Source organism: Marinobacter salinexigens (genome assembly GCF_008370345.1).
Taxonomy (GTDB): Bacteria; Pseudomonadota; Gammaproteobacteria; order Pseudomonadales; family Oleiphilaceae; genus Marinobacter; species Marinobacter salinexigens.
The window spans coordinates 50,566-74,942 of the sequence record NZ_VTUU01000008.1 but is presented as its reverse complement, the minus strand read 5'-3'; the positions used below and the strand labels follow the sequence as shown (position 1 = coordinate 74,942).

General features: G+C 57.1%; 24 protein-coding genes. 13 read left to right on the top strand and 11 right to left on the bottom strand.

The window, feature by feature from the left end:
- Positions 1 to 34: 34 nt before the first annotated feature.
- Complete coding sequence (locus tag FWJ25_RS15150) at positions 35 to 1,186, bottom strand: isocitrate/isopropylmalate dehydrogenase family protein (RefSeq protein WP_149601105.1); 1,152 nt, start codon at positions 1,184 to 1,186, stop codon at positions 35 to 37.
- 180 nt (positions 1,187 to 1,366) lie between these two features.
- Between FWJ25_RS15150 and FWJ25_RS15145 the strand changes: the two genes are divergently transcribed.
- On the top strand, positions 1,367 to 1,723 hold the full coding sequence (locus FWJ25_RS15145) for a hypothetical protein (RefSeq protein WP_188093643.1): 357 nt from the start codon (positions 1,367 to 1,369) through the stop codon (positions 1,721 to 1,723).
- Here FWJ25_RS15145 and FWJ25_RS15140 read toward each other — a convergent pair.
- Positions 1,717 to 2,622, bottom strand: a complete 906-nt coding sequence (locus FWJ25_RS15140; RefSeq protein ID WP_149601104.1) for a LysR family transcriptional regulator — start codon at positions 2,620 to 2,622, stop codon at positions 1,717 to 1,719. The two genes, FWJ25_RS15145 and FWJ25_RS15140, sit on opposite strands and share 7 nt — an antisense overlap.
- Positions 2,623 to 2,767: 145 nt before the next feature.
- Here FWJ25_RS15140 and FWJ25_RS15135 point away from each other — a divergent pair, with 145 nt between their 5' ends.
- The 6 genes from FWJ25_RS15135 to FWJ25_RS15110 all read left to right on the top strand — a co-directional run bounded on the left by FWJ25_RS15135 (position 2,768) and on the right by FWJ25_RS15110 (position 8,129).
- A complete protein-coding gene (locus FWJ25_RS15135; RefSeq protein WP_149601103.1) occupies positions 2,768 to 3,976 on the top strand; it encodes an acyl-CoA dehydrogenase family protein in 1,209 nt (402 codons plus the stop codon).
- Positions 3,977 to 4,336: 360 nt separating this feature from the next.
- Complete coding sequence (locus tag FWJ25_RS15130) at positions 4,337 to 5,158, top strand: SDR family oxidoreductase (protein ID WP_149601102.1); 822 nt, start codon at positions 4,337 to 4,339, stop codon at positions 5,156 to 5,158.
- A 42-nt stretch (positions 5,159 to 5,200) separates the two neighbouring features.
- The gene (locus FWJ25_RS15125) at positions 5,201 to 6,265 is read left to right on the top strand and encodes a phosphotransferase family protein (RefSeq protein ID WP_149601101.1); all 1,065 of its coding nucleotides are present in this window, start codon (positions 5,201 to 5,203) and stop codon (positions 6,263 to 6,265) included.
- On the top strand, positions 6,265 to 6,954 hold the full coding sequence (locus FWJ25_RS15120) for a histidine phosphatase family protein (RefSeq protein ID WP_149601100.1): 690 nt from the start codon (positions 6,265 to 6,267) through the stop codon (positions 6,952 to 6,954). Before FWJ25_RS15125 ends, FWJ25_RS15120 begins: the two co-directional genes overlap by 1 nt.
- Before the next feature lie 16 nt (positions 6,955 to 6,970).
- The gene (locus FWJ25_RS15115; protein WP_149601099.1) at positions 6,971 to 7,741 is read left to right on the top strand and encodes an SDR family oxidoreductase; all 771 of its coding nucleotides are present in this window, start codon (positions 6,971 to 6,973) and stop codon (positions 7,739 to 7,741) included.
- Positions 7,742 to 7,880: 139 nt separating this feature from the next.
- On the top strand, positions 7,881 to 8,129 hold the full coding sequence (locus tag FWJ25_RS15110; protein WP_149601098.1) for a DUF2798 domain-containing protein: 249 nt from the start codon (positions 7,881 to 7,883) through the stop codon (positions 8,127 to 8,129).
- Between the two features lie 36 nt (positions 8,130 to 8,165).
- On the opposite strand, the gene dacB is transcribed toward FWJ25_RS15110, so the two are convergent.
- Entirely contained in the window at positions 8,166 to 9,719 is a 1,554-nt protein-coding gene (gene dacB / locus FWJ25_RS15105; protein WP_149601195.1) for a D-alanyl-D-alanine carboxypeptidase/D-alanyl-D-alanine endopeptidase, read from the bottom strand.
- A gap of 286 nt (positions 9,720 to 10,005) precedes the next feature.
- Between dacB and FWJ25_RS15100 the strand changes: the two genes are divergently transcribed.
- Positions 10,006 to 10,776 carry a glutathione S-transferase N-terminal domain-containing protein gene (locus tag FWJ25_RS15100; RefSeq protein WP_149601097.1) on the top strand — a complete coding sequence of 257 codons (771 nt, stop codon included), beginning with the start codon at positions 10,006 to 10,008 and terminating at the stop codon, positions 10,774 to 10,776.
- Positions 10,777 to 10,782: 6 nt separating this feature from the next.
- On the opposite strand, the gene dkgB is transcribed toward FWJ25_RS15100, so the two are convergent.
- Positions 10,783 to 11,592 carry a 2,5-didehydrogluconate reductase DkgB gene (gene dkgB / locus FWJ25_RS15095; protein WP_149601096.1) on the bottom strand — a complete coding sequence of 270 codons (810 nt, stop codon included), beginning with the start codon at positions 11,590 to 11,592 and terminating at the stop codon, positions 10,783 to 10,785.
- A 111-nt stretch (positions 11,593 to 11,703) separates the two neighbouring features.
- On the opposite strand from dkgB, the gene FWJ25_RS15090 reads away from it, so the two are divergent.
- Entirely contained in the window at positions 11,704 to 12,117 is a 414-nt protein-coding gene (locus FWJ25_RS15090) for a GFA family protein (RefSeq protein WP_149601095.1), read from the top strand.
- Here the strand turns inward: FWJ25_RS15090 and FWJ25_RS15085 are convergent.
- The 7 genes from FWJ25_RS15085 to FWJ25_RS15055 all read right to left on the bottom strand — a co-directional run bounded on the left by FWJ25_RS15085 (position 12,111) and on the right by FWJ25_RS15055 (position 20,422).
- Positions 12,111 to 13,232 carry a PQQ-dependent sugar dehydrogenase gene (locus tag FWJ25_RS15085; protein WP_149601094.1) on the bottom strand — a complete coding sequence of 374 codons (1,122 nt, stop codon included), beginning with the start codon at positions 13,230 to 13,232 and terminating at the stop codon, positions 12,111 to 12,113. The two genes, FWJ25_RS15090 and FWJ25_RS15085, sit on opposite strands and share 7 nt — an antisense overlap.
- A 200-nt stretch (positions 13,233 to 13,432) precedes the next feature.
- Positions 13,433 to 14,245, bottom strand: coding sequence for a (2Fe-2S)-binding protein (locus FWJ25_RS15080; RefSeq protein ID WP_149601093.1), 813 nt, complete (start codon positions 14,243 to 14,245; stop codon positions 13,433 to 13,435).
- Positions 14,232 to 16,262, bottom strand: coding sequence for a Fe(3+)-hydroxamate ABC transporter permease FhuB (gene fhuB / locus FWJ25_RS15075; protein WP_149601092.1), 2,031 nt, complete (start codon positions 16,260 to 16,262; stop codon positions 14,232 to 14,234). Before fhuB ends, FWJ25_RS15080 begins: the two co-directional genes overlap by 14 nt.
- Entirely contained in the window at positions 16,252 to 17,130 is an 879-nt protein-coding gene (locus FWJ25_RS15070; RefSeq protein WP_246166856.1) for an ABC transporter substrate-binding protein, read from the bottom strand. Before FWJ25_RS15070 ends, fhuB begins: the two co-directional genes overlap by 11 nt.
- Before the next feature lie 55 nt (positions 17,131 to 17,185).
- A complete protein-coding gene (locus FWJ25_RS15065; RefSeq protein ID WP_149601090.1) occupies positions 17,186 to 17,959 on the bottom strand; it encodes an ABC transporter ATP-binding protein in 774 nt (257 codons plus the stop codon).
- Between the two features lie 103 nt (positions 17,960 to 18,062).
- Complete coding sequence (locus FWJ25_RS15060; protein WP_149601089.1) at positions 18,063 to 19,853, bottom strand: ABC transporter ATP-binding protein; 1,791 nt, start codon at positions 19,851 to 19,853, stop codon at positions 18,063 to 18,065.
- A gap of 116 nt (positions 19,854 to 19,969) precedes the next feature.
- Positions 19,970 to 20,422: a YaiI/YqxD family protein gene (locus tag FWJ25_RS15055; protein WP_149601088.1), complete on the bottom strand. Its 453-nt coding sequence runs from the start codon at positions 20,420 to 20,422 to the stop codon at positions 19,970 to 19,972.
- Positions 20,423 to 20,548: 126 nt separating this feature from the next.
- On the opposite strand from FWJ25_RS15055, the gene FWJ25_RS15050 reads away from it, so the two are divergent.
- The 4 genes from FWJ25_RS15050 (at position 20,549) to FWJ25_RS15035 (ending at position 24,257) form a co-directional block, all read left to right on the top strand.
- Positions 20,549 to 20,887, top strand: coding sequence for a zinc ribbon domain-containing protein YjdM (locus FWJ25_RS15050; protein ID WP_149601087.1), 339 nt, complete (start codon positions 20,549 to 20,551; stop codon positions 20,885 to 20,887).
- A 186-nt stretch (positions 20,888 to 21,073) separates the two neighbouring features.
- Positions 21,074 to 22,153 carry a pyruvate dehydrogenase (acetyl-transferring) E1 component subunit alpha gene (pdhA, locus tag FWJ25_RS15045; RefSeq protein ID WP_149601086.1) on the top strand — a complete coding sequence of 360 codons (1,080 nt, stop codon included), beginning with the start codon at positions 21,074 to 21,076 and terminating at the stop codon, positions 22,151 to 22,153.
- Positions 22,150 to 23,142 carry an alpha-ketoacid dehydrogenase subunit beta gene (locus FWJ25_RS15040; RefSeq protein WP_149601085.1) on the top strand — a complete coding sequence of 331 codons (993 nt, stop codon included), beginning with the start codon at positions 22,150 to 22,152 and terminating at the stop codon, positions 23,140 to 23,142. The genes pdhA and FWJ25_RS15040 overlap by 4 nt, the downstream gene beginning before the upstream one ends.
- A complete protein-coding gene (locus FWJ25_RS15035; protein WP_149601084.1) occupies positions 23,139 to 24,257 on the top strand; it encodes a dihydrolipoamide acetyltransferase family protein in 1,119 nt (372 codons plus the stop codon). Before FWJ25_RS15040 ends, FWJ25_RS15035 begins: the two co-directional genes overlap by 4 nt.
- Positions 24,258 to 24,377: the final 120 nt, after the last annotated feature.

Here is a 24,377-nt window from a genome sequence, read left to right as displayed (position 1 = left end):
TTTCATCGCTCAGAGAATTTTTTGCTGCGATTGTTCAGGCCAGCCGCTGGCAGATAGCCGAGCCTATTTCGCGGGTGCCCCGGCGCTGACAGGAATGTTCGGCCAGGTCCGCGGCAACTGCGTTGAACAGCGCCTCGCCGGCGACGGCGAGTTTTGGATCCTTGCGGCCCAGCCATTCGAGCATCCGGGCGGTGGTAAACAGCATGGCTGTCGGATCAGCCAGACCCTGGCCGGCAATGTCCGGTGCACTGCCGTGCGTGGGTTCGAACATCGAGGGCATGTCCGGATCCGTCGGGTTAAGGTTGCAGGATGGTGCTACCCCCATGCCTCCTGACAGCACCGCAGCAAGGTCGGTGAGAATGTCGCCTTGCAGATTGCTGGCGACAACTACGTCAAAGGCCCATGGGCTCTGCACAAACTTCATACATGCCGCATCCACCAGTTCATGGTGGATTGCTACGTCGGGATATTCCTGGCTGATTTCCTCAAAGGCTTCGGTGTACATATCACCCCAGTGTCGCAGTGCGTTACGCTTGGTGATCAGGCAAACCTGACTCTCGCAGGTTCGTCCGTCCAGCGTCCGGAATGTCCGCGTCCGTCCGTCCCTGACCCGGTCATCTGCCCGCAATCGGGCCTGTTCAAAACCGTAGCGAATGATGCGGTCGGTTGCCTTGCGGGTGAAAACTTCCATCTGGGTCGCAATTTCATCCGGGGTGCCCTTACGAAGCCGGCCACCCTGACTCACGTATTCGCCTTCGGAATTTTCCCGAATCACCAGCATGTCGATGTCTTTCGCGCGGTCATCCGCCAGATACTGCCGAGCTCCGGGAAGCAGCCGGGCAGGGCGCTCGCAGACCCACTGATCGAAGCCCTTGCGCATATCCAATAGTGGCGACAGGGAAATGCTGTCAGGCAGAAGGTAGCGCTCCGGATCATCCATGGGGCCGGGGTCTCCCAGCGCACCGAGCAGAATCGCGTCGAATTTCTGCAACTGCTCCAGGGCGTCTTCTGGCCAGGCTTCGCCATGCTCTTCATGCCAGGCGTGAGAGGGCCAGGGAAAGCGGGTCCACTCCAGGTCCAATCCGTGTTTGGTGCGGAGGGCCTCCAGACATCTGACTGCCTCGCCCACCACCTCAGGACCAATCCCGTCGCCCGGGGTGACTGCGATGCGTATAGTGTCGGCCATTCCTGTGACTCCTTCTGCGAACAGGCTATTCGGTTACCAAACCCCAGTGTAGTCGTGGCAGCGGCGGATGCCACCGTCGAAGTGGGTAATAGCGTGCGAGGGCTTTAGCGGGTAATGTAAGGCGTTGGACTCTATGGTTTTCCCGGCCGGCCAATGCCGCCGACTGACAGGAATCACACTGTGCTATATCGCATTATTACCCTTATTGGCGGGCTGGTATTTGTTGTCGCGTTGTTCGCGCTGCTTTGGTTTTTCTGCAGGAAATTCCTTGAACACCATGGTGTGACGGACAACGTTCAGGATCGTGCAACAGTCTTGGCGACCTGGACCTTCGCCGGTATCAGCGTTGGCCTGCTGTTTGCCGTGGTAGGGGCATTCGTGCTTGGCCCCTGGGCGTTCTATCGTACCCTCAGGGGCCACGGAGTGGACATATCGGACGGAGCAGCTATCTGGTGGGGCTTCGGGATTGTGGCCGCCGCTCTTGGTATTACAGCAGTGGGTTTCTTCGGTTTCCTTATGGCAGTAGGCGCTTACTGATCGCTGTCCACGTGATCCCTGAGTTGTTGTCGGAACCACACCAGTGCGGGCTCTTTCTCATAGGCTTTGTGCCAGTAAAGGTGCACGTCGATGGATGGCAGTTCCGCTGGCGGAGCCATCAGTAAAATATCGGACCTTTCAGCAATAAGCCGGGCATAGGTTTCCGGCATGGTCAGCAGCAGGTCGGTCTCTTCCACTACCCGGCAGGCGGCAAAGTAATGCTGGCAGCGAAGACGAATGTTGCGGTGTGCCCCGAGTCGGGACAACTCGAAATCTTCAATGCCTGGCCCCTCTGTTCGTGAAGATACCAACACGTGCTTCGCTTTCAGGTAGTTCTCCATCGTCAGACCGTTCGCCATCAATGGGTGGCCCTTTCGGGCAAGAACCACCAGCCGATCCCGACGCAGAAGCTCATGTGACGTCTGATTGCTGACGGGTAACAGCACGTCGACAGCAAAATCCAGTTTGCCGGCTGCCAGATGTGTCTCCATATCCCGACGGGCAATACGCTGGCTGGTGATCTCCAGCTCCGGGTAAGGTGCCAGGCGCTTCATTAGCTGGGGAAGGAATGTGGATTCCAGAATGTCCCTCAGGCCCAGGGCATAGGTTTTTCGCTGATTGGCGGGATCGAATGCATGAAACTGATTAACCGCGCTCTGGATCTGAGTGAGCCCCGGGCGCATGGACTCGAGAAACCGACGCGCCAGGGGGGTCGGCACCATCTGATTGCCCTGCCGGGTGAACAGCGGGTCGTCAAAATGATCCCGCAGTCGGGATAGCGAATGGCTGACAGCGGGCTGCGTTAAATGCAGTGCCTTGGCAGCCCGGGTCAGACTACCCTCGCGATAGATCGTGTCGAAAACGTGCAGCAGGTTAAGGTCGAGTCGGTTCAGGGCCATACAGGAAATCCATCTTCCAGATAAGTCCTGCTAATGATAAACGATTAGAATAATTCAGTCGCGTAATAGTTCGGCTGACCCTAGACTGAGCTCCTATTTAACGTTTCGGGCACAGCTGCCCCGATTTGTCAGCGAGGATCGGTCGATGGATTTCAACATTTCCGAGAGAGGTCAGGATTATCTCAACCGCGTGAAGCAGTTCATGAAGGAAGAGATTTATCCTATCGAAGCCCAGTACCACAAGGAACTGGCGTCCCAGGAAAACCGCTGGGTGGTATTGCCTGTTATCCGGGAGCTGAAGGAAAAAGCCAAAGCCCAGGGGCTCTGGAACATGTTCTTCCCCGATGACAAATACGGTTGCGGTCTGCTCAACTCGGATTACGCCCTGATTGCTGAAGAAACCGGGCGTAGCTTCATCGCTCCGGAAATCTTTAACTGTAACGCGCCCGACACTGGCAACATGGAAGTGCTGATCCACTATGGCTCCGAAGAGCAAAAGGCCGAATGGCTGCCGCGCCTGATGAGCGGCGAGATCCGCTCCGCGTTTTGTATGACCGAACCCGGTGTGGCTTCCTCGGATGCTACGAATATGGAAGCGACTGCGATTGTTGAGGGCGACGAAGTTGTCCTGAACGGTCGCAAATGGTGGAGCACCGGCATTGGTCATCCGGACTGCAAGGTCGGCATCTTCATGGGCCTTACCGACCCTGAAGCCCACAAACATCGCCAGCATTCGATGGTTCTGGTGCCTCTGGATACCCCGGGTGTAAACGTAGAACGCATGCTGCCGGTATTTGGTGCCTACGACGAGCCTTATGGCCACGGAGAGGTAGTATTCGACAATGTTCGACTCCCCAAAAGCGCCATCATTGCAGGCCCGGGCCGTGGCTTTGAGATCGCCCAGGGACGCCTTGGTCCCGGTCGTGTTCATCATTGTATGCGAGCCATTGGCGCCGCCGAGCGTACCCTGGAGTTGCTGATCAAGCGGGCCATGACCAGAGAGGCCTTCGGTCGGCCGATCGCAAAACTCGGTGGTAACCCGGACATCATCGCCAATGCCCGAATGTCCATAGAACAGGCCCGCCTGCTGACCCTCAAATGCGCCTGGGCCCTGGATACCAAGGGAATCCTCGGGGCGCTGCAGGAAGTTTCCATGATCAAGGCGGTGGTGCCTTCGATGCTACAAACGATTGTTGATCAGGCGATTCAGATTCACGGTGGAGCGGGAGTTAGTGATGACGACTTCCCACTGACCGCCTTGTTTGCCTATGCTCGGGTATTGCGGTTAGCTGATGGGCCTGATGAAGTCCACCGGGCAATGGTTGCTCGTCTGGAGCTTCGCAAGTACAAGTGAATTTGGCTTAGGTGGTTTTCGAGCCGGCGGCAGGGCGGATCTGAAACCCGCTCCTTCGGCACGTCCATGTGACGCTTGGGCTCCGCCATCCATGGCTCCGCACAGTTTCAGATCCGCCCTGCCGCCAGCTCTCGCGAGCACTGCAGTTGCCTTCGTTCGCCGACTGCACAATGTTTGGGAGTTTCTGGTGGGAGTGCTTTTCAAAACTGTGCGTAGCCATGGATGGCGGAGCTCAAGCGTCACATGGACGTGCCGAAGGAGCGGGTTTTGAAAAGCACTCCCACCAGAAGCTCTGGCACGAATTCATCGGAAAAGACTGGATTAAAAGAACAACTCCAAAACAAACGGAGAACAACGAGAATGACACAGCGAGTATTCATTACAGGGGGCGCATCGGGCCTTGGGCGAGCAATCGCGTTACGTTATGCCAAAGAGGGCGCGAAGGTTTGTATCGGGGATATCAGCCCTGAACAGGGTGTTGAGGTTGAAGCTGAGATCAGCAACGCTGGCGGTGAAGGCTACTTCGTGGAGTGCGATGTGCGTCGCCTGAGCGACTTCGAGAAGGTTCGCGATGAACTGGTCCAGAAGTGGGGTGGAGTGGACATTGTGGTTAACAACGCTGGTGTAGCCTCCGCGGGCTCCATTGAAGACACCACCATTTCCGACTGGGAGTGGATTCTTGATATCAACGTTATGGGTGTTGTCAGGGGCTGCAAGGCCTTTACTCCGCTTTTCAAACAGCAGGGTTCCGGTGCCTTCGTGAATATTGCGTCCATGGCGGGCCTGATGCTGGCGCCGCTGATGGGTAGCTACAACGTTTCCAAGGCTGGTGTTATCGCGCTGTCCGAGACCCTGAGCCAGGAACTCCGGGATGGTGGCATCCATGTCAGCTGCGTCTGCCCGGCGTTTTTCCAGACTAACCTCACCAGCTCCATGCGTTCCGACATTCCGGGTGTGCAGCAAAACGTGAACAAGCTGATGAAGCGCTCGAATATAACGGCAGACGACGTCGCGGAGGACATCTTCCGAAGCGTGAAGGACAAGAACTTCTGGGTGTTGCCTCACGCCAAAGAGCGCCGGATGTGGATTCTGAAGCGTCACGCTCCATGGGCATTTGACTGGTTGATGCATCAGGAAAGCAAACGCTGGATGGGCAAGATGGGTGGCAAGGCCAGGGCCTGATTAACCGGGTACCCCGCAGCTCAGGATGACAGGAGAACAGGAATGACACAGATCGACCAGGCAGTGGATATCCGCGAAGGTGAAGAACTGGATGTCGCCGTTGTCGACCAGTTTATGAAGCAGGCCATCCCCGGTCTGAACGGTGTCCCCACCATCAAACAGTACCCGGGCGGCGCTTCCAACCTGACTTATCAGGTGGATTACGGCGACAAATCCTACGTACTGCGCCGGCCACCGTTTGGAAAAATTGCCAGGTCCGCCCACGACATGTTGCGTGAGGCCCGGGTAATGCAGGCTTTAAAGCCGGTTTACCCCTACGTACCGAACATCGTGGCCATCTGCGATGACCATGAAGTACTGGGCTGCGATTTTTACGTGATGGAGCGCCTGAAAGGCATCATCCTCCGACAGGACTTCCCCAAAGATTTCGAGTTGAACGAAGCGGATACCCGCAAGCTTTGCCTGAATGTGATTGATAAGCTGGTAGATCTGCACAAGGTGGACGCCAAAGACGCAGGTCTGGACAAGCTCGGGAAGGGATTGGGCTATGTGCAGCGCCAGATTGGCGGCTGGAGTGATCGCTTCCGCAAGTCCCGCACCGATGATGTCGGTGATTTTGAGACAGTGATGAGCTGGCTCAATGACAAGATGCCGGCAGATACTGCTCAGGTTGTCATCCACAACGACTACCGGTTCGACAACGTGGTTCTCAACCCGGACAACCCGTTTGAAGTTATCGGTGTTCTGGACTGGGAAATGGCCACCATCGGTGACCCGCTGATGGATTTGGGCAACAGCCTGGCCTACTGGATTCAGGCTGACGATGAAGGCCCGTTCCAGATTTTGCGTCGCCAGCCGACCCACCGGCCAGGCATGCTGACCCGAAGAGAAGTGGTCGATTACTACATGGAGAAGTCCGGTTTCCAGGCAAATAATTTCGATTTTTATGAGATCTACGGGTTGTTCCGCCTCGCAGTAATCATTCAGCAGATCTACTACCGCTATTACCACGGCCAGACCAAAGATAAGCGGTTTGCGGGTTTTGGGCATGCTGCCAATTATCTGGAGAAGCGTTGTCTGCGGCTGATGGGGGAGAGTGACCTGTAATGGCTACCATCTACCTGATTCGCCATGGCCAGGCCAGTTTCGGCAAGGATAACTACGATCAGCTCTCGCCTCGAGGTTGGGAGCAAGGGCAGGTGCTAGGGCGATGGTTGGCCGGCAAGGTGGTGCCGAATGCGGTCTTTGGCGGCAACATGGAACGTCACCGGGAGACCATTGAAGCGATCACCGCAGGCTACGGTCAGGCCCTGCCTGACATGCAGGCGGTGAAAGGCCTGAACGAGTTTGACCACATGCAGGTGGTGGAGCGGCAAAGGCCCGAGTGGGCCGATCGACAGGTCATGGCTCGGGATATGGCGGCGTTTCCCAAGCCTGCCCGCCTGTTTCAGCAGGTCTTCGAGCAGGCTATGGCACGCTGGATCAGCGGTAACCATGACGGCGAATACACGGAAACCTGGGAAGGATTCAAGCAACGGGTCATTTCATCTCTCGACGAGCTGGTGGGTTATGCCGATGGCGGTGACATACTGGTGTCGACCTCTGGAGGTCCCATTGCGGTCATTGCCCAGCACCTGCTGGAACTGTCGGATGAGAAAGCTCTGGCGATGAATAACGTGATCGCAAATACCAGTGTCTCACGCATTCTATACTCCGGCCCCCGTCGCAGCTTGTCTGTCTTCAATAATTACAGCCACCTGGAAGCGGAAGACCCCGCCCTGGTGACATTCCGATAACAATTGAGGTAGTTCAATGAGCAGCAAAGACCTGTTTGACCTGAGTGGTAAGGTAGCCCTGATCACGGGTGCGAGTCGTGGAATCGGTGAAAGTATCGCCCGTACTCTGGCGGATTACGGTGCGCACGTGATTGTTAGCAGCCGCAAAATCGATGATTGTGAAACCGTTGCCAGCAGCATCCGGGATGCCGGAGGCAGCGCCGAGGCCTATGCTTGCCACATTGGCGAAATGGAACAGATCGAGAGCATCTGGGAGCACATTGGGACGACTCACGGAAAGATCGATATCCTTGTGAATAACGCAGCCGCCAACCCGTATTTCGGGCCGGTAGAAGATACCGATGTGGGTGCCTTCCAGAAGACGGTAGATGTGAATATCCGCGGATACTTCTTCATGTGTGCCCGTGGTGCCCAAATGATGAAGAAGAACGGTGGAGGTTCCATCGTTAACGTTGCGTCTGTCAACGGTGTTAACCCCGGCCATTTCCAGGGGATTTATTCCGTCACTAAAGCTGCGGTCATTTCCATGACCAAGTCCTTCGCTATGGAGCTTGGGCAGCAGAATGTGCGGGTAAATGCATTGCTGCCGGGCCTGACCGACACCAAGTTTGCCAGCGCCCTCACAACCAACGACGCCATCAAGAAACAGGCAATGGCTCATATCCCCATGAAACGTGTGGCTGATCCGTCTGAAATGGCCGGCACGGTGCTGTACCTGGTTTCCGGTGCATCCAGTTATACAACCGGCGCCTGCATTAACTCCGATGGTGGCTACCTGACGGTCTGATCAGTGATAGGGCGGGTGCGGTTAGCTAAACGGATGGTCGCAAAAGTTTCGCAAGCTCATTATTATGCGAACTTCTGTCGCCACCGGGTATGCATCGTGCCCGACCATTCACGCTGCTTTTGCCGCTACAGGAGCAATCATGAGTAACTTCCGACTAAGCCGTTTACGCCAACTTGTTTTTGGCTTTTATATGTCGGGAATGATGTCGCTCCTCATGTCGGCAGTCATTACCTGGATTAACACGGGCCTGGGAAGCGGGTTCTTTATGCGCTGGATGGCGTCCTGGGTGGTCGCCTGGGCGGTGGCATTTCCATTGGTGACATTTATTGCGCCACTGGCTGGCCGGATGACCGAAGCGACACTCCGCCGACTGACCCCGGAGAAATAATCCGGGGATTAGGTTCTGGCAAGCGCGGAGGCGCTGTTAATGAACTGTTGTGTCAGTTGAGCCTGCGTCTGCCTGGGAAATGGCCGTTCCGGTTGGCGGACGGAAATGAAGAGAGTAGAGGACTCGGTCCAGTACCGCCTGACCATTCCAGGCCGGATCATTGTTGACCATACCGACAACGGCCCAGGTCGTATTTTGTTCATCGCGGGTGAACCCGGCGATTGAACGCACATTCTCCAGATAGCCTGTCTTGATACGGCCACTGCCGTCCATTCCGGTGTTCCGAAGCCGGCGGGCCATGGTTCCATCCATGGCAGTGATGGGCATGGATGCCATCAGGTCGGCTGCGAACGGGCTGTTCCAGGCATGCTGCAGCAGCTCAACCCCCTGTCGGGCAGTAATGCGGCCATGGCGGGAAAGGCCGGCGCCATTGTCGATAACCATACCCGCCGTATTGATACCTTTCGCTTCAAGCCAGTCGTAAATAACCCGGATTCCTGCAACCCGGTCGTCGTCTTCGTTATCCTGACGGTTTTCCGCACCGATGGTCAGCAGCATCTGCCGAGCCATGACGTTGCTGCTCCACTTGTTAATGTCTCGAACCATGGTGACCAGATCCGGAGACGTAGTTTTCATCACCAGTCGGGCGTCTTCCGGGGTTTCGCCGGTTGTGTTGCCGCCCGTTACCGTCACTCCGGTTTCTGCCAGCACCGAACGGATCAGCGACGCGCTGTACTGTTCGTGAGGTAGTAGAGACAGGTAACTGGTTGTTCGACAACCCTGTGGCAGTTCGCCCGTTACCCGAACGGTGACCCGGTGATCATTATGGAAGATCGGTTCCCATTCAAACCGCCTGCGGCTGGGGCAGGGGCCTTCGGCGATGGCGGTCACCCGGTTATCAATCGCCACTTCGGGCAGGCTAGGCGTTGTCCAGGCCTGAGTGCCTCGTTCGTCTGATCGGACCTGAAAATGCAGCAGGTTCAGGTTGCTGAGATAGGCCGATGGCTCAACCAGAAAAGGCCTGTGAGGGTTGTCGCCATTGTCTTCGAAAGAAGGGAAGCCGCCATCCACGCGGAAATAGCTACCATCCAGAACCAGATTACCTTCAATTCTGGTGATGCCCATATCGTGAAGTTCGCGGAGCGTGCTCCAGAGACGTTCAACGGTCAGCTTGGGATCGCCACCGAAGCGGACATAGAGATTTCCCTGCAGTGTATCGCCCACCATCTCGCCATCCGTGAGGAAGTCAGTGTCCCAGCGGTGGGTGGGACCGAGGATTTCCAGGGCGGCGTAGGTGGTGACCAGCTTCATGATGGAGCCGGGGCTCATCAGTTCGTCGGCGTTGATGTACTGTTCAATGCCCGGGCCGTTCAGAGGGACAGCTGCGACGCTCAGGGCCTGGTCGTTGTGCAGGGCCTGTTCAGCGTAATCTCTCATCTCGCTGTTCCAGACACGGGCATTACGGAAACCGGTGTCTTTTTCCTGCGCTGAAAGGGCAGGGCTTGCGGCCAGGAGTGTGGCGGCACAGCCTGCGAGTATAGAACGGGATACAGAGTTGCCCGTCCTGCGTATTTGCTTAACGCGTCCCATTCCCGTAACCCTCACCCTCAACACATACCCTGCCAGGGCCATTCGTTAACTCTTTATCCCTTCACCTTAGCCTATCTTTGGTCGTTGTACTATGCAGAAAAGCTCTACATGACGTTAAAAAATGGCAGTAGAGGCATTGTTTATATTGAATTTTTGTGACGTCATGTAAGTGCCCTTAGGAATCATGGGGTTAGCTGGACAACATTTAATTTGTGACGCCCCGGCCAATTAAAGACAGCCCGGAAAAGGGATAATGCAATCAAAGAACCGGAAACAAGGAAAGCACATGTTCAATGCTATAAGGCACAACGTGAACGTTCTGGAGTCAGTTGCGACCTCGTCATTCACCGCCTGGCGCGGATGCCTGGTGGTGAATGCTGCAGAACAGCCGGAGAAGCCGCTGATTCTCTACGATATTGAAGCCTGCCCGTATTGCCGGCGAGTACGCGAAGCACTGACAGCGCTGCATCTGGACGCCGAGATCCGTCCCTGCCCGAAGGATGGAAAGCAATATCGCCCTGAGGCGGAGGCCGTTGGTGGGAAACAGCTTTTCCCCCTGCTGGTGGATGAGAACACCGGCAAGGTACTCTACGAGTCTGCCGATATTGTCGAGTATCTGTTCCGTGAGTACGGCAAACGTCCGGTTCCGAAACTATACCGGCATAAGCCCTGGCAGCCGGTATTGAGCTCCATGGGCTCGGGGGTGAGTGAACTTCGGGGCTTGCATGCCTCGCCGGGTAAACGTCCGGAGCAGGGGCTCCATCTCTGGAGTTTTGAGGGTAGTCCGTTTTCCCGCCTGGTTCGGGAAAAACTCTGCGAGTTGGAAATTCCCTATACTCTGCACAATATTGGCAAAGAGCACTGGACCGAAATTGGCCCGGCCCGTCAGCGCATCAAGCCGGGAGCCTACAGGCCGCAACCGGGTGGGAAACGGGATGCGTTCTACGAGCAACATGGACGAGTCCAGGTACCCTACCTGGAGGACCCGAATACCGGGGAATCCCTATTCGAATCCTCTCGCATCCTCAAATACCTTGACGCCTGCTACGGCAGCTGAGGTGCATCAGTCCCAGTCCGGGGCAAAGCCCGGATTGGCGATTCGCTCGCCACGGTCCAACGCGTTAATGGACTCGATTTCGGCGTCGGTCAGTTCCAGTTTCAGAGCGTCCAGATTGGCCTTCAGATGAGCGGGTCTGGTTGATGATGGAATCGGAACGATGCCCCGGGACGCCACCCATGCGATAGCGACCTGGGCCGGCGAGATGTTGCGTTCCTGTGCGATACGGATCAGGGTCTCATCTTCCATTACCTTGCCGACCGCCAGTGGCATGTAACCGGTAACGGTAATACCCAGTGTCTGGGCATGCTCAACCACTTTCCGGTTGGCCAGGAAGGGGTGAACTTCCACCTGATTGGTCAGGATCCGGGATGCGCCCAGTATCTCCACCGCCTTGTCCATCTGGGCACAGGTAAAGTTCGAAATTCCGATATGATCGGTAAGCCCTTCGCGCTGGGCATCCCTCAAGGCACCCAGATACTCCTCCATGGCCACGGCATCACCCGGTGAGGGCCAGTGAATCAGAGCAAGATCGACGTGATCGGTTTTGAGTCGTGCCAGGCTGTCATGCAGGCTGTTGATCAGATCGCTGGCGTGGAGCTGGTCATGCCAGATCTTGGTGGTAATGAAGATTTCCCGCCGGGGAATGCCGCTCGAGGTGATGCCGTCTCCCACCTCAGCCTCGTTTTCATACATCTGGGCCGTGTCTATGTGTCTGTAGCCCAGAGAAAGGGCACTTTTAACCGCCTCGCGCGCAGTGTTTCCCCTGAGCCGGAAGGTTCCCATGCCAATGCCGGGAAGTGTGTTGAACGGCATACTCTCCTCCTGTTGCAAATGGGTACTTTATAAGTGGTGTCACTGGTCTGGTTCTTCAACTGCCTGGCCGGTATCATCTGCGCCACGATGAACAGCTCAAGAGACGCAATTATGTTTACCGGCAAGTGCCTGTGTGGTGATGTCACATTTGAATATGATGGCCCTATGGGACCGGTGGCACTGTGCCATTGCAGCCAATGCCGTCGTGCTCATGGAAGCGCCTTTTCAGCCAGTGCGCCGGTTCAGAAAATACGCTTCCGTGTTGTGTCTGGTGAAGAGCGTATCACCGAATTCGAATCACGGCCCGGTAAATATCGGGCTTTCTGCAATCGTTGCGGCAGCCAGCTATACAGCCGGGTAGACGCCATACCCGGTATCATCCGGCTTCGTGTTGGAGTCATTAACGAGCCGCTGGGCAAGAGCGCCGCCCAGCATGTGTTCGTCGGGTCCAAGTCAGATTGGTTCGAGATTACCGACGATCTGCCTCAGTTTGAGAAAACAGAAAGAACCAACGATCCTCACTGAACCGGATCCAGCCTGAGCACTTTGCCGTCGCTGGAATCCGTCAGCAGCCACAGAGAGCCGTCCGGTCCATTGCGGACGTCTCGAATTCGTTCTCCCAGCCCCGTAAGAATATCTTCCTCTTCCTGAACCTTGCCATCCCGGATCTCCAGCCGTACAAGTTTTCGCATTTTGAGCGCCCCCACAAACAGATCACCTTGCCACTCAGGGAACTGATCTCCGGTGTAGAACGCCATGCCGGACGGTGCGATGGACGGGTCCCAGTAGTGCAGCGGCTGAGCCATGCCGGGTTTCTCCGTCAGGGAGCTGATGGGGAGTCCCGTATACCCGATGCCGTAGGTGATTTCCGGCCAGCCGTAGTTCGTGCCTGGCCGGATAATGTTGATTTCATCTCCACCGCGAGGGCCGTGTTCGTGGGTCCAGATGGCGCCGGAGTCAGGATGAACCGTCATTCCCTGAATGTTGCGGTTTCCCCAGGTCAGCAGTGTGTCGTTTATGTCGGAGCGGCCCATTCCGGGGTTGCCAGGGGCGGGGCTTCCGGTAACGGTAATGCGGTGAACGCCGCCGGCATCATCCTGTGTGTCCTGAGCACGGTCCATGTCGCCCCGGTCGCCAACTGCGATGTAGAGATACCCGCTGTTGTCGAAGGCCATTCGCCCGGCGAAATGCCGTGAGGTCCCTGAGCGGGGCAGTGCTTCGAAAATGACGGAGACATCAACGAGCCGATTTCCCTCGAGGGTGGCTTTGGCCACACGGGTTGTCATGCCTTGTGCTGTACGGTGGGCATAGCTCAGGAACAGGGTATGGTTCGATTCGAAGTCCGGGTGCAGTTGAAGATCCAGCAATCCGCCCTGGCCGGATACCACCAGATCCGGAAGCCCGGCAACCGGTGCTTTGACCAGCTGGTTCTGATGAATTCTGCGAAGCCGGCCCTCCCGCTCGGTAACCAGAATGTCTCCATCAGGCAGGAAAGCCAAACTCCATGGGTGTTCCAGTCCGCGGGCGACAGTGGTCAGTCGGAAATCCGCTTCGTCCGTTGTGAAGGTCTCACTGGCTGACGCCAGAACGGGCGTGAGCAGGAGGTAACTGATGAACAGTGTCTGCTTGCAGGTAGGCATGGGAAAACTCTCCGGGTTACCTGTGTATAGGTTAGCAAACCCCAAATAGTTCATTTTAATTGTTGCAAATGATAATTCTTATCATTTAATATCCGGTAAAAGGTTTGATCTGTCATTCAGTTTTGCACACAGGGAGAATGCCATGTCGGTAGAAAAGGAAGTGATTGAAGGACTGAAAATCGCGGCAGGGGCCGGCATTTTTATTCTTGTGGTTGCCACTGGCCTGGTGGTTGGCAACGGGATGATTGCCTGAGGGCCGACAACCGTTCTTTGCGGTAGATGCCGCAAGTTCCGCAGTAGCCCCCGCCGGGGCGAAGGTACTTGAGGCAGCATCCCTTCCGCTGAGGCAAAGCACAGGTATCGCCGTTGAACTCCGAGGGAATCCAGTTGACGTAGCGATTGGCCTCACATCTGAAGCGTTCCAGCCATTCGCTGGCCAGAGTGCAGAGATCTTCCGGATTTGCCCGGTTCCATACCGCGGCAAAAGGCGCGCCTAGCGCCAGGCCCACACTGCTCCAGTAAGCTCCGGGGCTGACCCCCAGGTCCTGCCTGAATACCGGATACCAGTCGTTCACAATAGCTGCGATGCGGGAGATGAACGCTTCAACTCCTATCATGTCGCCATGGCTTGCGTGAAACCAGCGCGAGGTAGCCGATGGTTCGCCCGCTGCAGCCAGAAAAATGCGGCCGGGGTCGGGGAGTGGTGCTTCACCCCGGAGAAACAGCCTGATCACCAGCGGTGAAATAACCGACAGCGCCAGATCCTGATGTACCACTGATAGAGCTGCACGCAATTGACGCGGATCTTCAGTGTCCGGGTAGTCCTTTCGCAGTTGCGAACGGAGGAGTTCAGGTTTTGCCAGGCATTGGCTCAGGCTGAACAGGGCGGGCTGTTCAAGATTTGGAGACTGTACGGATTCTTCCAGAACCTCTGTGAAGTCTAAACCGGACTCCACCAGTAGCTGGCTGTAGCGCTCTGGCCAGGACAACGGCATGGCTTCAGCTGCGACCATGACGGCTCAACCCCCACAGGAAATAGAGTCCCCCGACCAACGCAGCAAGAAGGCCCGCAGGCAACTGGTTGGGGAAGATCACCGTGCGTGACAGATAGTCGGCAACGGCCAGTAGCAACCCGCCAGCCAGTGCTGCGACCACCAGTTGGCGGCCGACGGTCTGTTGGCCGAGGACTCTTGCCAGGTGAGGAGCTATCAGTCCCACGAAACTCAGTGGTCCGATGACCACCGTGGCGGCTGCCGTCAGCAGCGCGGCGAGCAGGAGAAGGAGCAGGCGGGCCTTGCCGACTGAAATCCCCAGTGAGGACGCGGTGCTGTCTCCCAATGGCAGAATGGTCAGAGGTCGCACGACCAGGAACAGCCCGCCACAGATCAACAGGATCAGGGAGAGAAGCGCAATGGCTTCATGGTCTGAGACCAGCCAGGTTGAACCATACATCCAGTTCAGCAAACCGGTGGCTACCGAACTGCCGGAGGCCATTACCATGCGAATTCCAGCATCCATGAACACGTAGAGTGCCAGTCCGCCCAACAAAAGCTGGTTGCCGGCAAAGCGGTGCTTGCGGGCCAGCAGGATGAGCAGGCCCAGAGCGGCTCCTGCTCCGGCTGTGGCTGCTACCAACTGCCCGGTACGATCAAGCTGGATGCCTGCAAGAGCGAGCACAACCATCACCAGGGCAGCACCACCGCTGATGCCCAGGATTTCCGGGCTCGCCATGGGATTGCTGGTCATGCGCTGGATTAATGTTCCGGCCAGCCCCAATGCTACGCCCGCCAGCACCGCTGCCAGCAGCCGTGGTCCGCGCCAGACCCAGGCATCTCCCCACTCCGATGCCGGCGTCCAGTGCCATTCGTCGAGGCCGGGAGACCAGCCCATGGATACCAGGAATACCGCGATCAGCAACGCGCCGATCACAGAGGCTGTTGCCAGGGTAGAACGACGAACCGGCAGGAAGCCCGCCGGGTTGGCCGCCTGTCCGGGCATGTGATGGGTGTTCCTGACGTTCTGCAAGGCAATGAGAATAATTGGGCCGCCGATCAGAGCGGTTGTGGTACCGGTTGGCACCAGAGCTCCGTTGCCCCAGGTCGAGGCCCATTGGGCGAGCGTATCGGCCAGTAACAGCAGGCTACTGCCCAGCAGTGAGCTCCAGATCAATCTCTGGCGCAGGGTGCGGGCCCCCAGCAGACGTGCCAGGACCGGAGCGGCAAGGCCGACAAAGGCAACCACGCCTACCCGGCTGACGACGGTTGCGCTCATCAGTACCACCAGGAACAGGGCAGTCATGCGTACCGCGGCCACACGTGCACCGAGAGCGCTGGCGGAGGCCTGGCCCAGCTGCAGAAGTTGTAACGGCCGCATGAGCAGAATAAGGGCGATACCAATGACCAGAACCCGGGGCCAGAGGTCCATAAACAGTTGCCAGTTGTTCTGGACCAGGGACCCGGCGCCCCAGATAAACAGGTTGCCAAGCCACTCGCCTTTGAGCAGCAGGAAGGCCATGTTGAGGGCCCCCATAAAGAAGGTGATGACCAGCCCGGCCAGAATCACCGTCACCGGTGAAAAGCCCAGTCGCCATGTCAGTGCGATGACGAGGCCGATAGCGAGAAGGCCACCGGCAATGGCCGCAAGGTCCGGGCTGAAGGTCAGAAGCGCAGGGAAAAACAGCGTAGCCAGAGTAATTCCAAACTGGCCTCCCGCCTCAACGCCTAATGTGGAGGGTGACGCCAATGGGTTGCCAAGTACTTGTTGGGTTACTGCCCCGGCAAGTCCCAGAGCGCAGCCGATCAGCAGTGCGACGGAAACCCGGGGTGCCCAGCTGAAATGGGCCAGAACCGTACTGTATTGGTCGCTGTTATAGCTCCAGAATGCGGACACCAGCTCTGTAGGCGTCAGGATACCGAGTAGTGGTATCGATGCAGCCGTCAGCCCGAACAGCCAGAGAATGGCTGTCCAAACAGGAAGCTTTCCGGGTAAAGCGAGAGGCGAATCGGGAAGAGGGCGGACATCAGTGGACATTGTCGCTGCCCCCGGCAATCAATGCGTCGGTCAACTCCACTGCCAGACGTTTCACCGGGAACACCCCACCGTAGGGCCATGCCGCTTCAATCTGATAGACCTGGCCCCGTTGAACCGGTGGCAGATAAGTCCAGAACGGGCTGTCTGCCAGTTGTTCCTTCAGCCCCGGCCAGATTGGCTCCAGAACAATCAGCCGGCTGCTGGTGTAGGGAGCAATGGCTTCCAGGCCAATTGTAGAAAAGCCCCAGAAACTTCCGGGATGAGGCCAGGCATTTTCAAGGCCGAGGGCTTCCAGGGCGGTCTGGAACAGACCATTCGGGGCGTAGACCCGCACATGGCGGTCATCCATAAAGTTCACGAGGGCGACGGGTCTGTCATTCAGGCCATGCTCTTCAAGCCGGTGTCGTTGTTGCGCCAGTGTTTGATCAATACCCTGAAGAACGTCGTTGGCACGGGCTGTGCGGTCCAGTATTTCACCCAGAGTTACCAGCATTTTTCGTGCTGTTTCGAACGGCTGGGAACCGTCCTTGTAGACACTGATGACGTAGGTCGGTGCGATTTTCTCCAGCAGATCAGCCGCCGGGGCCATTTCTGTACTGGTGACGATCAGATCGGGCTTGAGTTCGGCGATGGCTTCCAGGCTGGGGGCGGTGCGGGTACCGACATTGGGCACGTCATCCGGTAGTTCGGGTTCGCGGACCCAGTAGGAATAGGCGTCTTTGTCTGCGACCCCAACGGGCGTAATGCCCAGCAGCAGGACGGCCTCCGTTGCGGCCCAGTTAAGGGTGACAATCCGGGTAGGTGTGGCGTCCAGAGTCAGGGTGCCAGTCTCGTGTTGCCAGCTTGTGGCCTGGCTCGGGCTTGTCACCAGGCACAGCAATAGTCCGGCTATAAACGAGCGCCAGCCCGGTATTCTCCTGCCCTCAGTGCACATAGGACACCCACTGGCCGGGTGCGCGTTCCATAACGCCCATAGCAACGCCATAGATGGATTCAAGTACGCCGCTGTCCATCACGTCCCGAGGGCTGCCATCGGCAATCAACTGGCCGCCACGAAGGGCAATCAGCCGGTCACAGAAGCGGGCTGCAAGGTCGACGTCGTGAAGCACTACGATCACCGTCAGGTCCCGTTCCCGGGCAAGTCTCTGAACCAGCCGCAATGTCTCTACCTGATGTTTTACGTCGAGGGCTGAGATCGGTTCGTCCAGCAGCAGGCACCGTGTCTGTTGTGCCAGTAACATGGCGATCCAGGCGCGCTGACGCTCACCTCCGGAAAGTGTGTCCACAGAGCGATTCGTAAAGGCAGACAAGCCGGTATCTTCGATGGCCTGATCAATCAGGTGGTTGTCCTCCGGCCTGTAGCGGCCGAGCGGGCCCCGCCACGGGTAGCGGCCCAAAGCGACCAGTTCGCGAACCGTGAGTCCGTCCGTGGCGGGAGGGTGTTGAGGCAAGTAGCCGACGGTGCGCGCAAACTCGCGGGCACCTGTCTGGCGAAACGTATTGCCTTGCAGCCTGACATCACCGGCACTGGGTGAAATCTGGCGGGCGAGCACGTTCAGCAGGGTCGATTTGCCTGAGCCGTTGTGGCCGAGCAGGGCGCTAACCTCGCCTTCATTGAAGGCAATGTTGAGATTGCTGATGATCCTGGTGTTGTTGATGTGAACACCAAGCCCTGACACTTCAAAAAATGCAGACATGAAGCCTCCCGCTGACTGGAGGCGTAAGGATAATTTAAATGCGAATTACTATCAATGAAGATGTGTCCCGGGGACAGGGTTGGTCGATCGAACAGGGCAGGCCTCAGGCCTGCCCTGTTTGCACCTGCCACTGGGCAAAGTAGGCGCCTTTTTGGGCCAACAACTGTTCATGGCTGCCAGATTCGATGACCTGGCCCTGGTCTACCACCGCAATGGTGTCGGCATCGACAATTGTCGAGAGCCGGTGGGCAATCATGATAACGGTGCGATCATGGCCAATCCGTTTCAGGGAGCGCTGAATTGCGGCTTCAGTTTCGTTGTCGACGGCACTGGTGGCTTCATCCAGAACCAGAACTGGCGGATCTTTGAGCAGAGCCCGGGCCAGTGACAGCCGTTGACGCTGACCTCCGGACATACGGACGCCGCGTTCACCGACGGCAGTATTCAGGCCGTCTGGCAATGCCTGAATAAATGACCAGGCTTCAGCGGTCTTGGCGGCTTCGATGATCTGCTCATCGGTGGCATCCGGGCGTCCGTAGGTCAGGTTCTCCCGGATGGAGCCTTCGAACAGGTAGACGTCCTGGCTTACCAGACCGATGGCGCCACGCAGGGAATCGAGGCTGGCAGAGCGAATGGGTTGTCCGTCGATGAGGATGCGGCCGTTGCTCGGGTCATAGAACCTCAGCATGAGCTTGATCAGAGTGGACTTACCCGAGCCTGTTGTGCCAACCAGGGCCAGAGTGTTGCCCGCCGGAATGTGCAGGTCGATATCCCGAATGCCTGCGCCGCTGGACGGATAGTGAAAGCTGACTTGCTCGAACCGGACCTCCCCTTTCACCGGCTGCAGCAAAGCTGTGCCTTCCTGATCGTGCACATAAACCGGTTCTGCGAGCAGGTCCAGGATGCGCCGGGTACTGGCCATGGCGCGTTCAAACAGGTCGATGACTTCGGCCATACCGGTCAGAGGCCAGAGCAGCCGTTGGGTCAGGAAGACCAGCACACCATAGGCACCCACATTCAATGTGCCTTCCAGTGCCATCATGCCGCCGACCGTGAAGGTGGCAAGAAAGCCGGCCAGTACGGCCATACGAATGACCGGGATAAAGGCGGAGCTGATACGGATTGCTTTCTGGTTGGCCTGCACGTAGGCCTCGCTGCTGGCTTTCAGGCGCTCGGCTTCACGGGCTTCTGCAGTAAAGCTCTTGATGGTGGCAATGCCTCCAAGATTATTGGACAGGCGACTGGAAAGCTCGCCGACCTTTTCCCGCACATCCGCATACAGAGGCCCCGCTTTGCGCTGGAAATAGAACGCGCCCCAGACAATCAGCGGAATCGGAGTAAATGCAAGTACTGCCACGAGCGGCGACAGGATGAAAAAGACGGCTCCCACCGCCACGATGGACACGGCAACCTGAATCATGGCGTTGGCGCCGCCGTCCAGGAAACGCTCGAGCTGGTTAACGTCGTCATTCATGGTGGCGACGAGTTGGCCAGAGCTTCGCGATTCAAAGAAGCTCATGTCGAGCCTCTGGGCGTGTTCGTAGGCATCCTGGCGAAGATCGGCCTGAAGTCTCTGTGCAAGGTTTCGCCAGAGGATCTGGAACAGGTATTCGAACAACGATTCGCCGGCCCAGATGAAGAACGTCATCACCGCCAGGATGGTGATCTGTTCTTTGGCTGTTTCAAAGCCAAGACTGGCAACGAAACTGGTTTCCTGATTGACCACAACGTCAATGGCGACCCCGATCAGGATTTCCGGTGCAATGTCGAACAGCTTGTTGATGATTGAGCAGGTGGTAGCTGCAATGATCTGCCGGCGGTACCCGCGCGCATAACGGATCAGGCGGGCAAGGGCCGCGAAGCTGCTGGTTGGGTTACTGGTTTTGCCGGACATGAAGCTCTCCGCGACGATAGGAAAGCCGCAAAGGGTAACGGCTCATCGTCGCGAATGAAAGAGAATCGTTAGCAATAATAAATGAGATCGGTTTTTAGCTGATGGTCTGATTTTAGTCAGCGTTTTTGGTTTTTCTGAAGCCAGCGATCCAGCTTGTCGGCGAATTCCTTCCGATCCCCCTGGCTGAACGGAGCGGGGCCACCGGTCACCTGGCCGGCGCTGCGCATTTCTTCCATGAAGTTTCTCATGGCCAGACGCTGGCGGATATTCTCCTTGGTAAATGCCTGCCCGCGGGGGTTGAATACGTCTGCCCCCTTCTCGATGGCTTCCGCGGCAAGCGGAATATCCTGGGTAATCACCAGGTCGCCTTCACTCATCTGCTCCATGATCTCGTTGTCTGCCACATCAAAGCCGTGGGGAACCTGTCGGCGGCTGATGTATGGACTGGGCGGCAGATTGATGGCGTGGTTGGCAATGAAGGTCGTCTGGATCTGCCAGCGAGTGGCGGCGCGGCACAGAATTTCGCGAATGGGAACGGGGCAGGCGTCGGCATCGACCCAGATTGGCATTGTGTTGGTCCTTGGATTGGGGAATCGTCAGCCGTTATTTTGCACACCTGTCCGGCAAGGGGCCAGCAACTTTGTGTGCCAGTTTCTGGTATTATCTGTTTTCCATTTGATTAACAGGAAATGATAATGTCCCAGCTTCCTCCCTGCCCGAAGTGCAACTCCGAATACACCTATGAAGATGGCGTTCAGCTCGTCTGTCCTGAGTGTGGTCACGAATGGACTGAGTCCGAGCAGGCGGAAGCAGAAGCAGGCAAGGTCGTTCGTGATTCCAACGGCAATGAACTGCAGGATGGCGATACCGTCACTGTTATCAAGGATCTGAAAGTGAAGGGCTCGAGCTCCGTGGTCAAGGTGGGTACGAAGGTCAAGAATATCCGCCTCGTTGATGGTGATCACGACATCGACTGCAAGGTCGATGGTATTGGCCCGATGAAGCTGAAGTCCGAGTTCGTCAAGAAAGCCTGAATTGATCTAATCCTCCGGATCGTCTAAATATTAAACAGGGTGCTGTGGCACCCTGTTTGAGTCCCAAAGGTGTGCGAACCACGCCAACAACAAGACGACCAGCCCCGGTGCTGCTACAAGACCTGCCACAAGCGGGTGTAGATACAGCCGACGCTTTCACCAACAGGCGGGGGTAAGGAGGATGGGATGAAACATCTCCACGATTTTCATGTGGATAGCGTTTGCTATCTGGATGACCACGGTACGCCCTTCGATGAGCTTCCTCCTCAGGCTGAGGATACCGAACGTACCCTGGCTGCCTACCGGAATATGGTGCTGGCACGCACCTTCGACTCCAAAGCCATTGCCCTGCAGCGCACAGGTAAGTGTGGCACCTATCCGTCAGTACTCGGCCATGAAGTTATCGGTACTGCGATCGGCCAGAGCCTGGCCAAAACGGATGTGTTCGTTCCCTATTACCGTGATCAGGCGACGCACATCCTGCGGGGTGTCAGCCTGAACGAAATGCTGCTGTATTGGGGGGGCGATGAACGTGGCAGTGCCTGGCAGGCATGCCCCGAAGACCTGCCAATTGCGGTTCCGATTGCGACTCAGTGCTGCCACGCAGTGGGTGTTGCATCCGCGATACGTATTCGCGGAGAAGCGCGGGCGGTCGTGGTATGTGTTGGGGATGGTGGCACCTCCAAGGGGGATTTCCTTGAGAGCATAAATCTCGCTGGCGCCTGGCATCTGCCGGTGGTGTTCGTTGCGATCAATAACCAGTGGGCGATATCCACCCCGCGGGGAATCCAGACCGGTGCTGAGACCATTGCCCAGAAAGCCATCGGAGCTGGGCTGCCGGGCCATATTGTGGATGGCAACGATTACTTCGCCACCATTGAAGCACTGGACAATGCCCTGGAACGCGCCCGTTCGGGTAAGGGCGGCGCCGTCATTGAAGCTGTGACCTACCGGCTAGGGGACCATACCACTGCCGATGATGCGACTCGTTATCGCAGCGCAGAGGATCTGCGGGAAGCCTGGGAAAAGGATGGCATAAAGCGATTGCAGAACTACCTGCACATGACGGGATTCTGGAGTCCGGACAGGGAGCAGGCGTTGCAGGCTGAATGCAAGCAGATCGTTGAAAAGGCCGTGCAGGAATACCTGGCAACCGAAGCCGAGCCACCTACAGCCATGGTGGATTACCTGTTTGATAGCCTTCCAACCGCATTGGTACAGCAGCGAGAGAGAATCGCCGCGAAGTATCGGGGAGGTGAGTCATGAGCGCACCCGATGTACGCGATGTCACTCTGGTGGAAGCTGTAAACCTGGCCCTGACATGGGAGATGGAACATGACGAGAATGTGGTGGTTCTGGGTGAAGATGTCGCTACAAACGGTGGAGTCTTCCGTGCGACTGTAGGTCTGAAGGACAAATTTGGCTTCAAGCGGGTAATGGATACGCCCTTGGCCGAAAACCTGATTGCCGGCACCGCCATCGGTATGGCTACCCAAGGCTTGAAGCCAGTGGCGGAATTTCAGTTCATGGGCTTTATCTATGCGGCCATGGAACAGATTGTCAGCCATGCCGCCCGCATGCGAAACCGCACCCGCGGTCGCCTGCATTGTCCGCTGGTCTATCGGGCGCCGTTTGGCGGTGGTATCCATGCACCTGAACACCATTCAGAGAGCACAGAAGCCTTGTTTGCCCATATCCCAGGCTTGCGGGTGGTGATCCCCAGTTCCCCTTCGCGGGCCTACGGACTGCTGCTTGCGGCTATCCGCAACCCGGATCCGGTCATCTTCCTTGAACCCAAACGTATTTATCGGGCGGTTACCCAGTCAGTGAGCAATAACGGAGAGGCTCTCCCCCTGGATACGTGCTTCACCCTGCGGGAGGGGAATGATGTCACTCTGATTACCTGGGGAGCCTGTGTGACGGAAACTCTGCAGGCGGCCGACAAGCTGGTGGAGCAAGGCATTACAGCGGAAGTCATCGACGTCGCAACTATCAGCCCGCTGGATCGGGAAACCCTGTTGTGTTCGGTGGCCAAGACCGGTCGGGCGGTCATTGTCCATGAGGCCTGCAGGAACGGCGGCGTGGGCGCTGAAGTTGCGGCGTCTATTGCCGAAGGGGCGTTTCTCGATTTACAGGCGCCGGTGGTCCGGGTTACGGGGTACGACACGATCATGCCCTATTACCGTAATGAGCAGGCTTACCTGCCAGAGGTGGGCGATATCGTTCAGGCCGTGGAACAGGTGATTGCGCTATGAAAAATTTTAAATTGCCGGATTTGGGTGAGGGGCTTCCGGAAGCCGAAATTGTTGAATGGCATGTGAAAGTCGGGGATGAGGTATCGCTCGATCAGGTACTGGTATCGGTGGAAACCGCCAAGGCCATTGTGGAAGTGCCCTCGCCGGAGGAGGGCGTTATCGCCAAGCTCTACGGTGAGCCCGGAGATATCATCCACACCGGAGAGCCACTGCTGGCGTTTGAGGGTGAGGGCAGTGACAGTGGTACGGTCGTGGGTGAACTGAAGTCTGCTGGCTCCGGTAATGACGAACCCGGCAAGGATGAGTTCATCATCGGGGCCGCGCCATCGAGCAAGCGGGCACGCTCCAATCGCGCCACGCCGGGTGTGCGGGCGCTGGCGGAGCGACTGGGCGTGAGTCTGGAGCAGATACGGGGCAGTGGCCCTGGCGGACTCATTACCAATGATGATGTGCACAAACACGCCAGCCATCAGAAGCAGTTAGGGGAGGCGGAACCCCTCAGGGGCACCCGGCGCACCATGGCCAGAAACATGGCGCTTTCCCACGCCCATGTAGTGCCGGTGTCTATTTTTGAAGACGTGGATATCGGCGACTGGAAAAAGGGGACCGATATCACCATGCGGCTGGTTCAGGCTATTGGCGCCGCCTGTGAAGCCTCGCCGGAGCTGAACTGTTGGTTCGATGGCGACAACCTCAGCCGCCGCTTGCTGAGCGAAGTCCATGTGGGAATTGCAGTCGACACGCCAGACGGTTTGTTTGTGCCGGTGCTGCGGGATATCACGCATCGCAGTCAGAAAAACCTCCGTACTGGCCTGGAAAAGCTGCGTGAAGCCGTCGCAACCAGGAAAATCCCACCCAACGAAATGCAGGGCGCGACAATTACTCTGTCGAACTTCGGAACCATGACCGGCCAGTATGCCAATCCTGTTGTCACGCCTCCGCAGGTTGCTATTGTCGGGGCTGGTCGTATCAGGGAGAAGGTGATCCCGGTCGAAGGCGTTCCGGCGGTTCGTCCGGTGCTTCCATTGTCTCTGACGTTCGATCATCGGGCCGCGACGGGCGGAGAAGCCTCGCGATTTTTGGGTGTGATGATAGAGGTGTTACACTCAAATTGAGTAATATCAATAAAATAAACTGTTCCTGGCGCACATAATGATATGAGTGTGCGATTTGGTGACAGGTTCCTATAATGTAGTAAGTTAGATATCAGATTTGCCTCACTGCCACGGAACGAC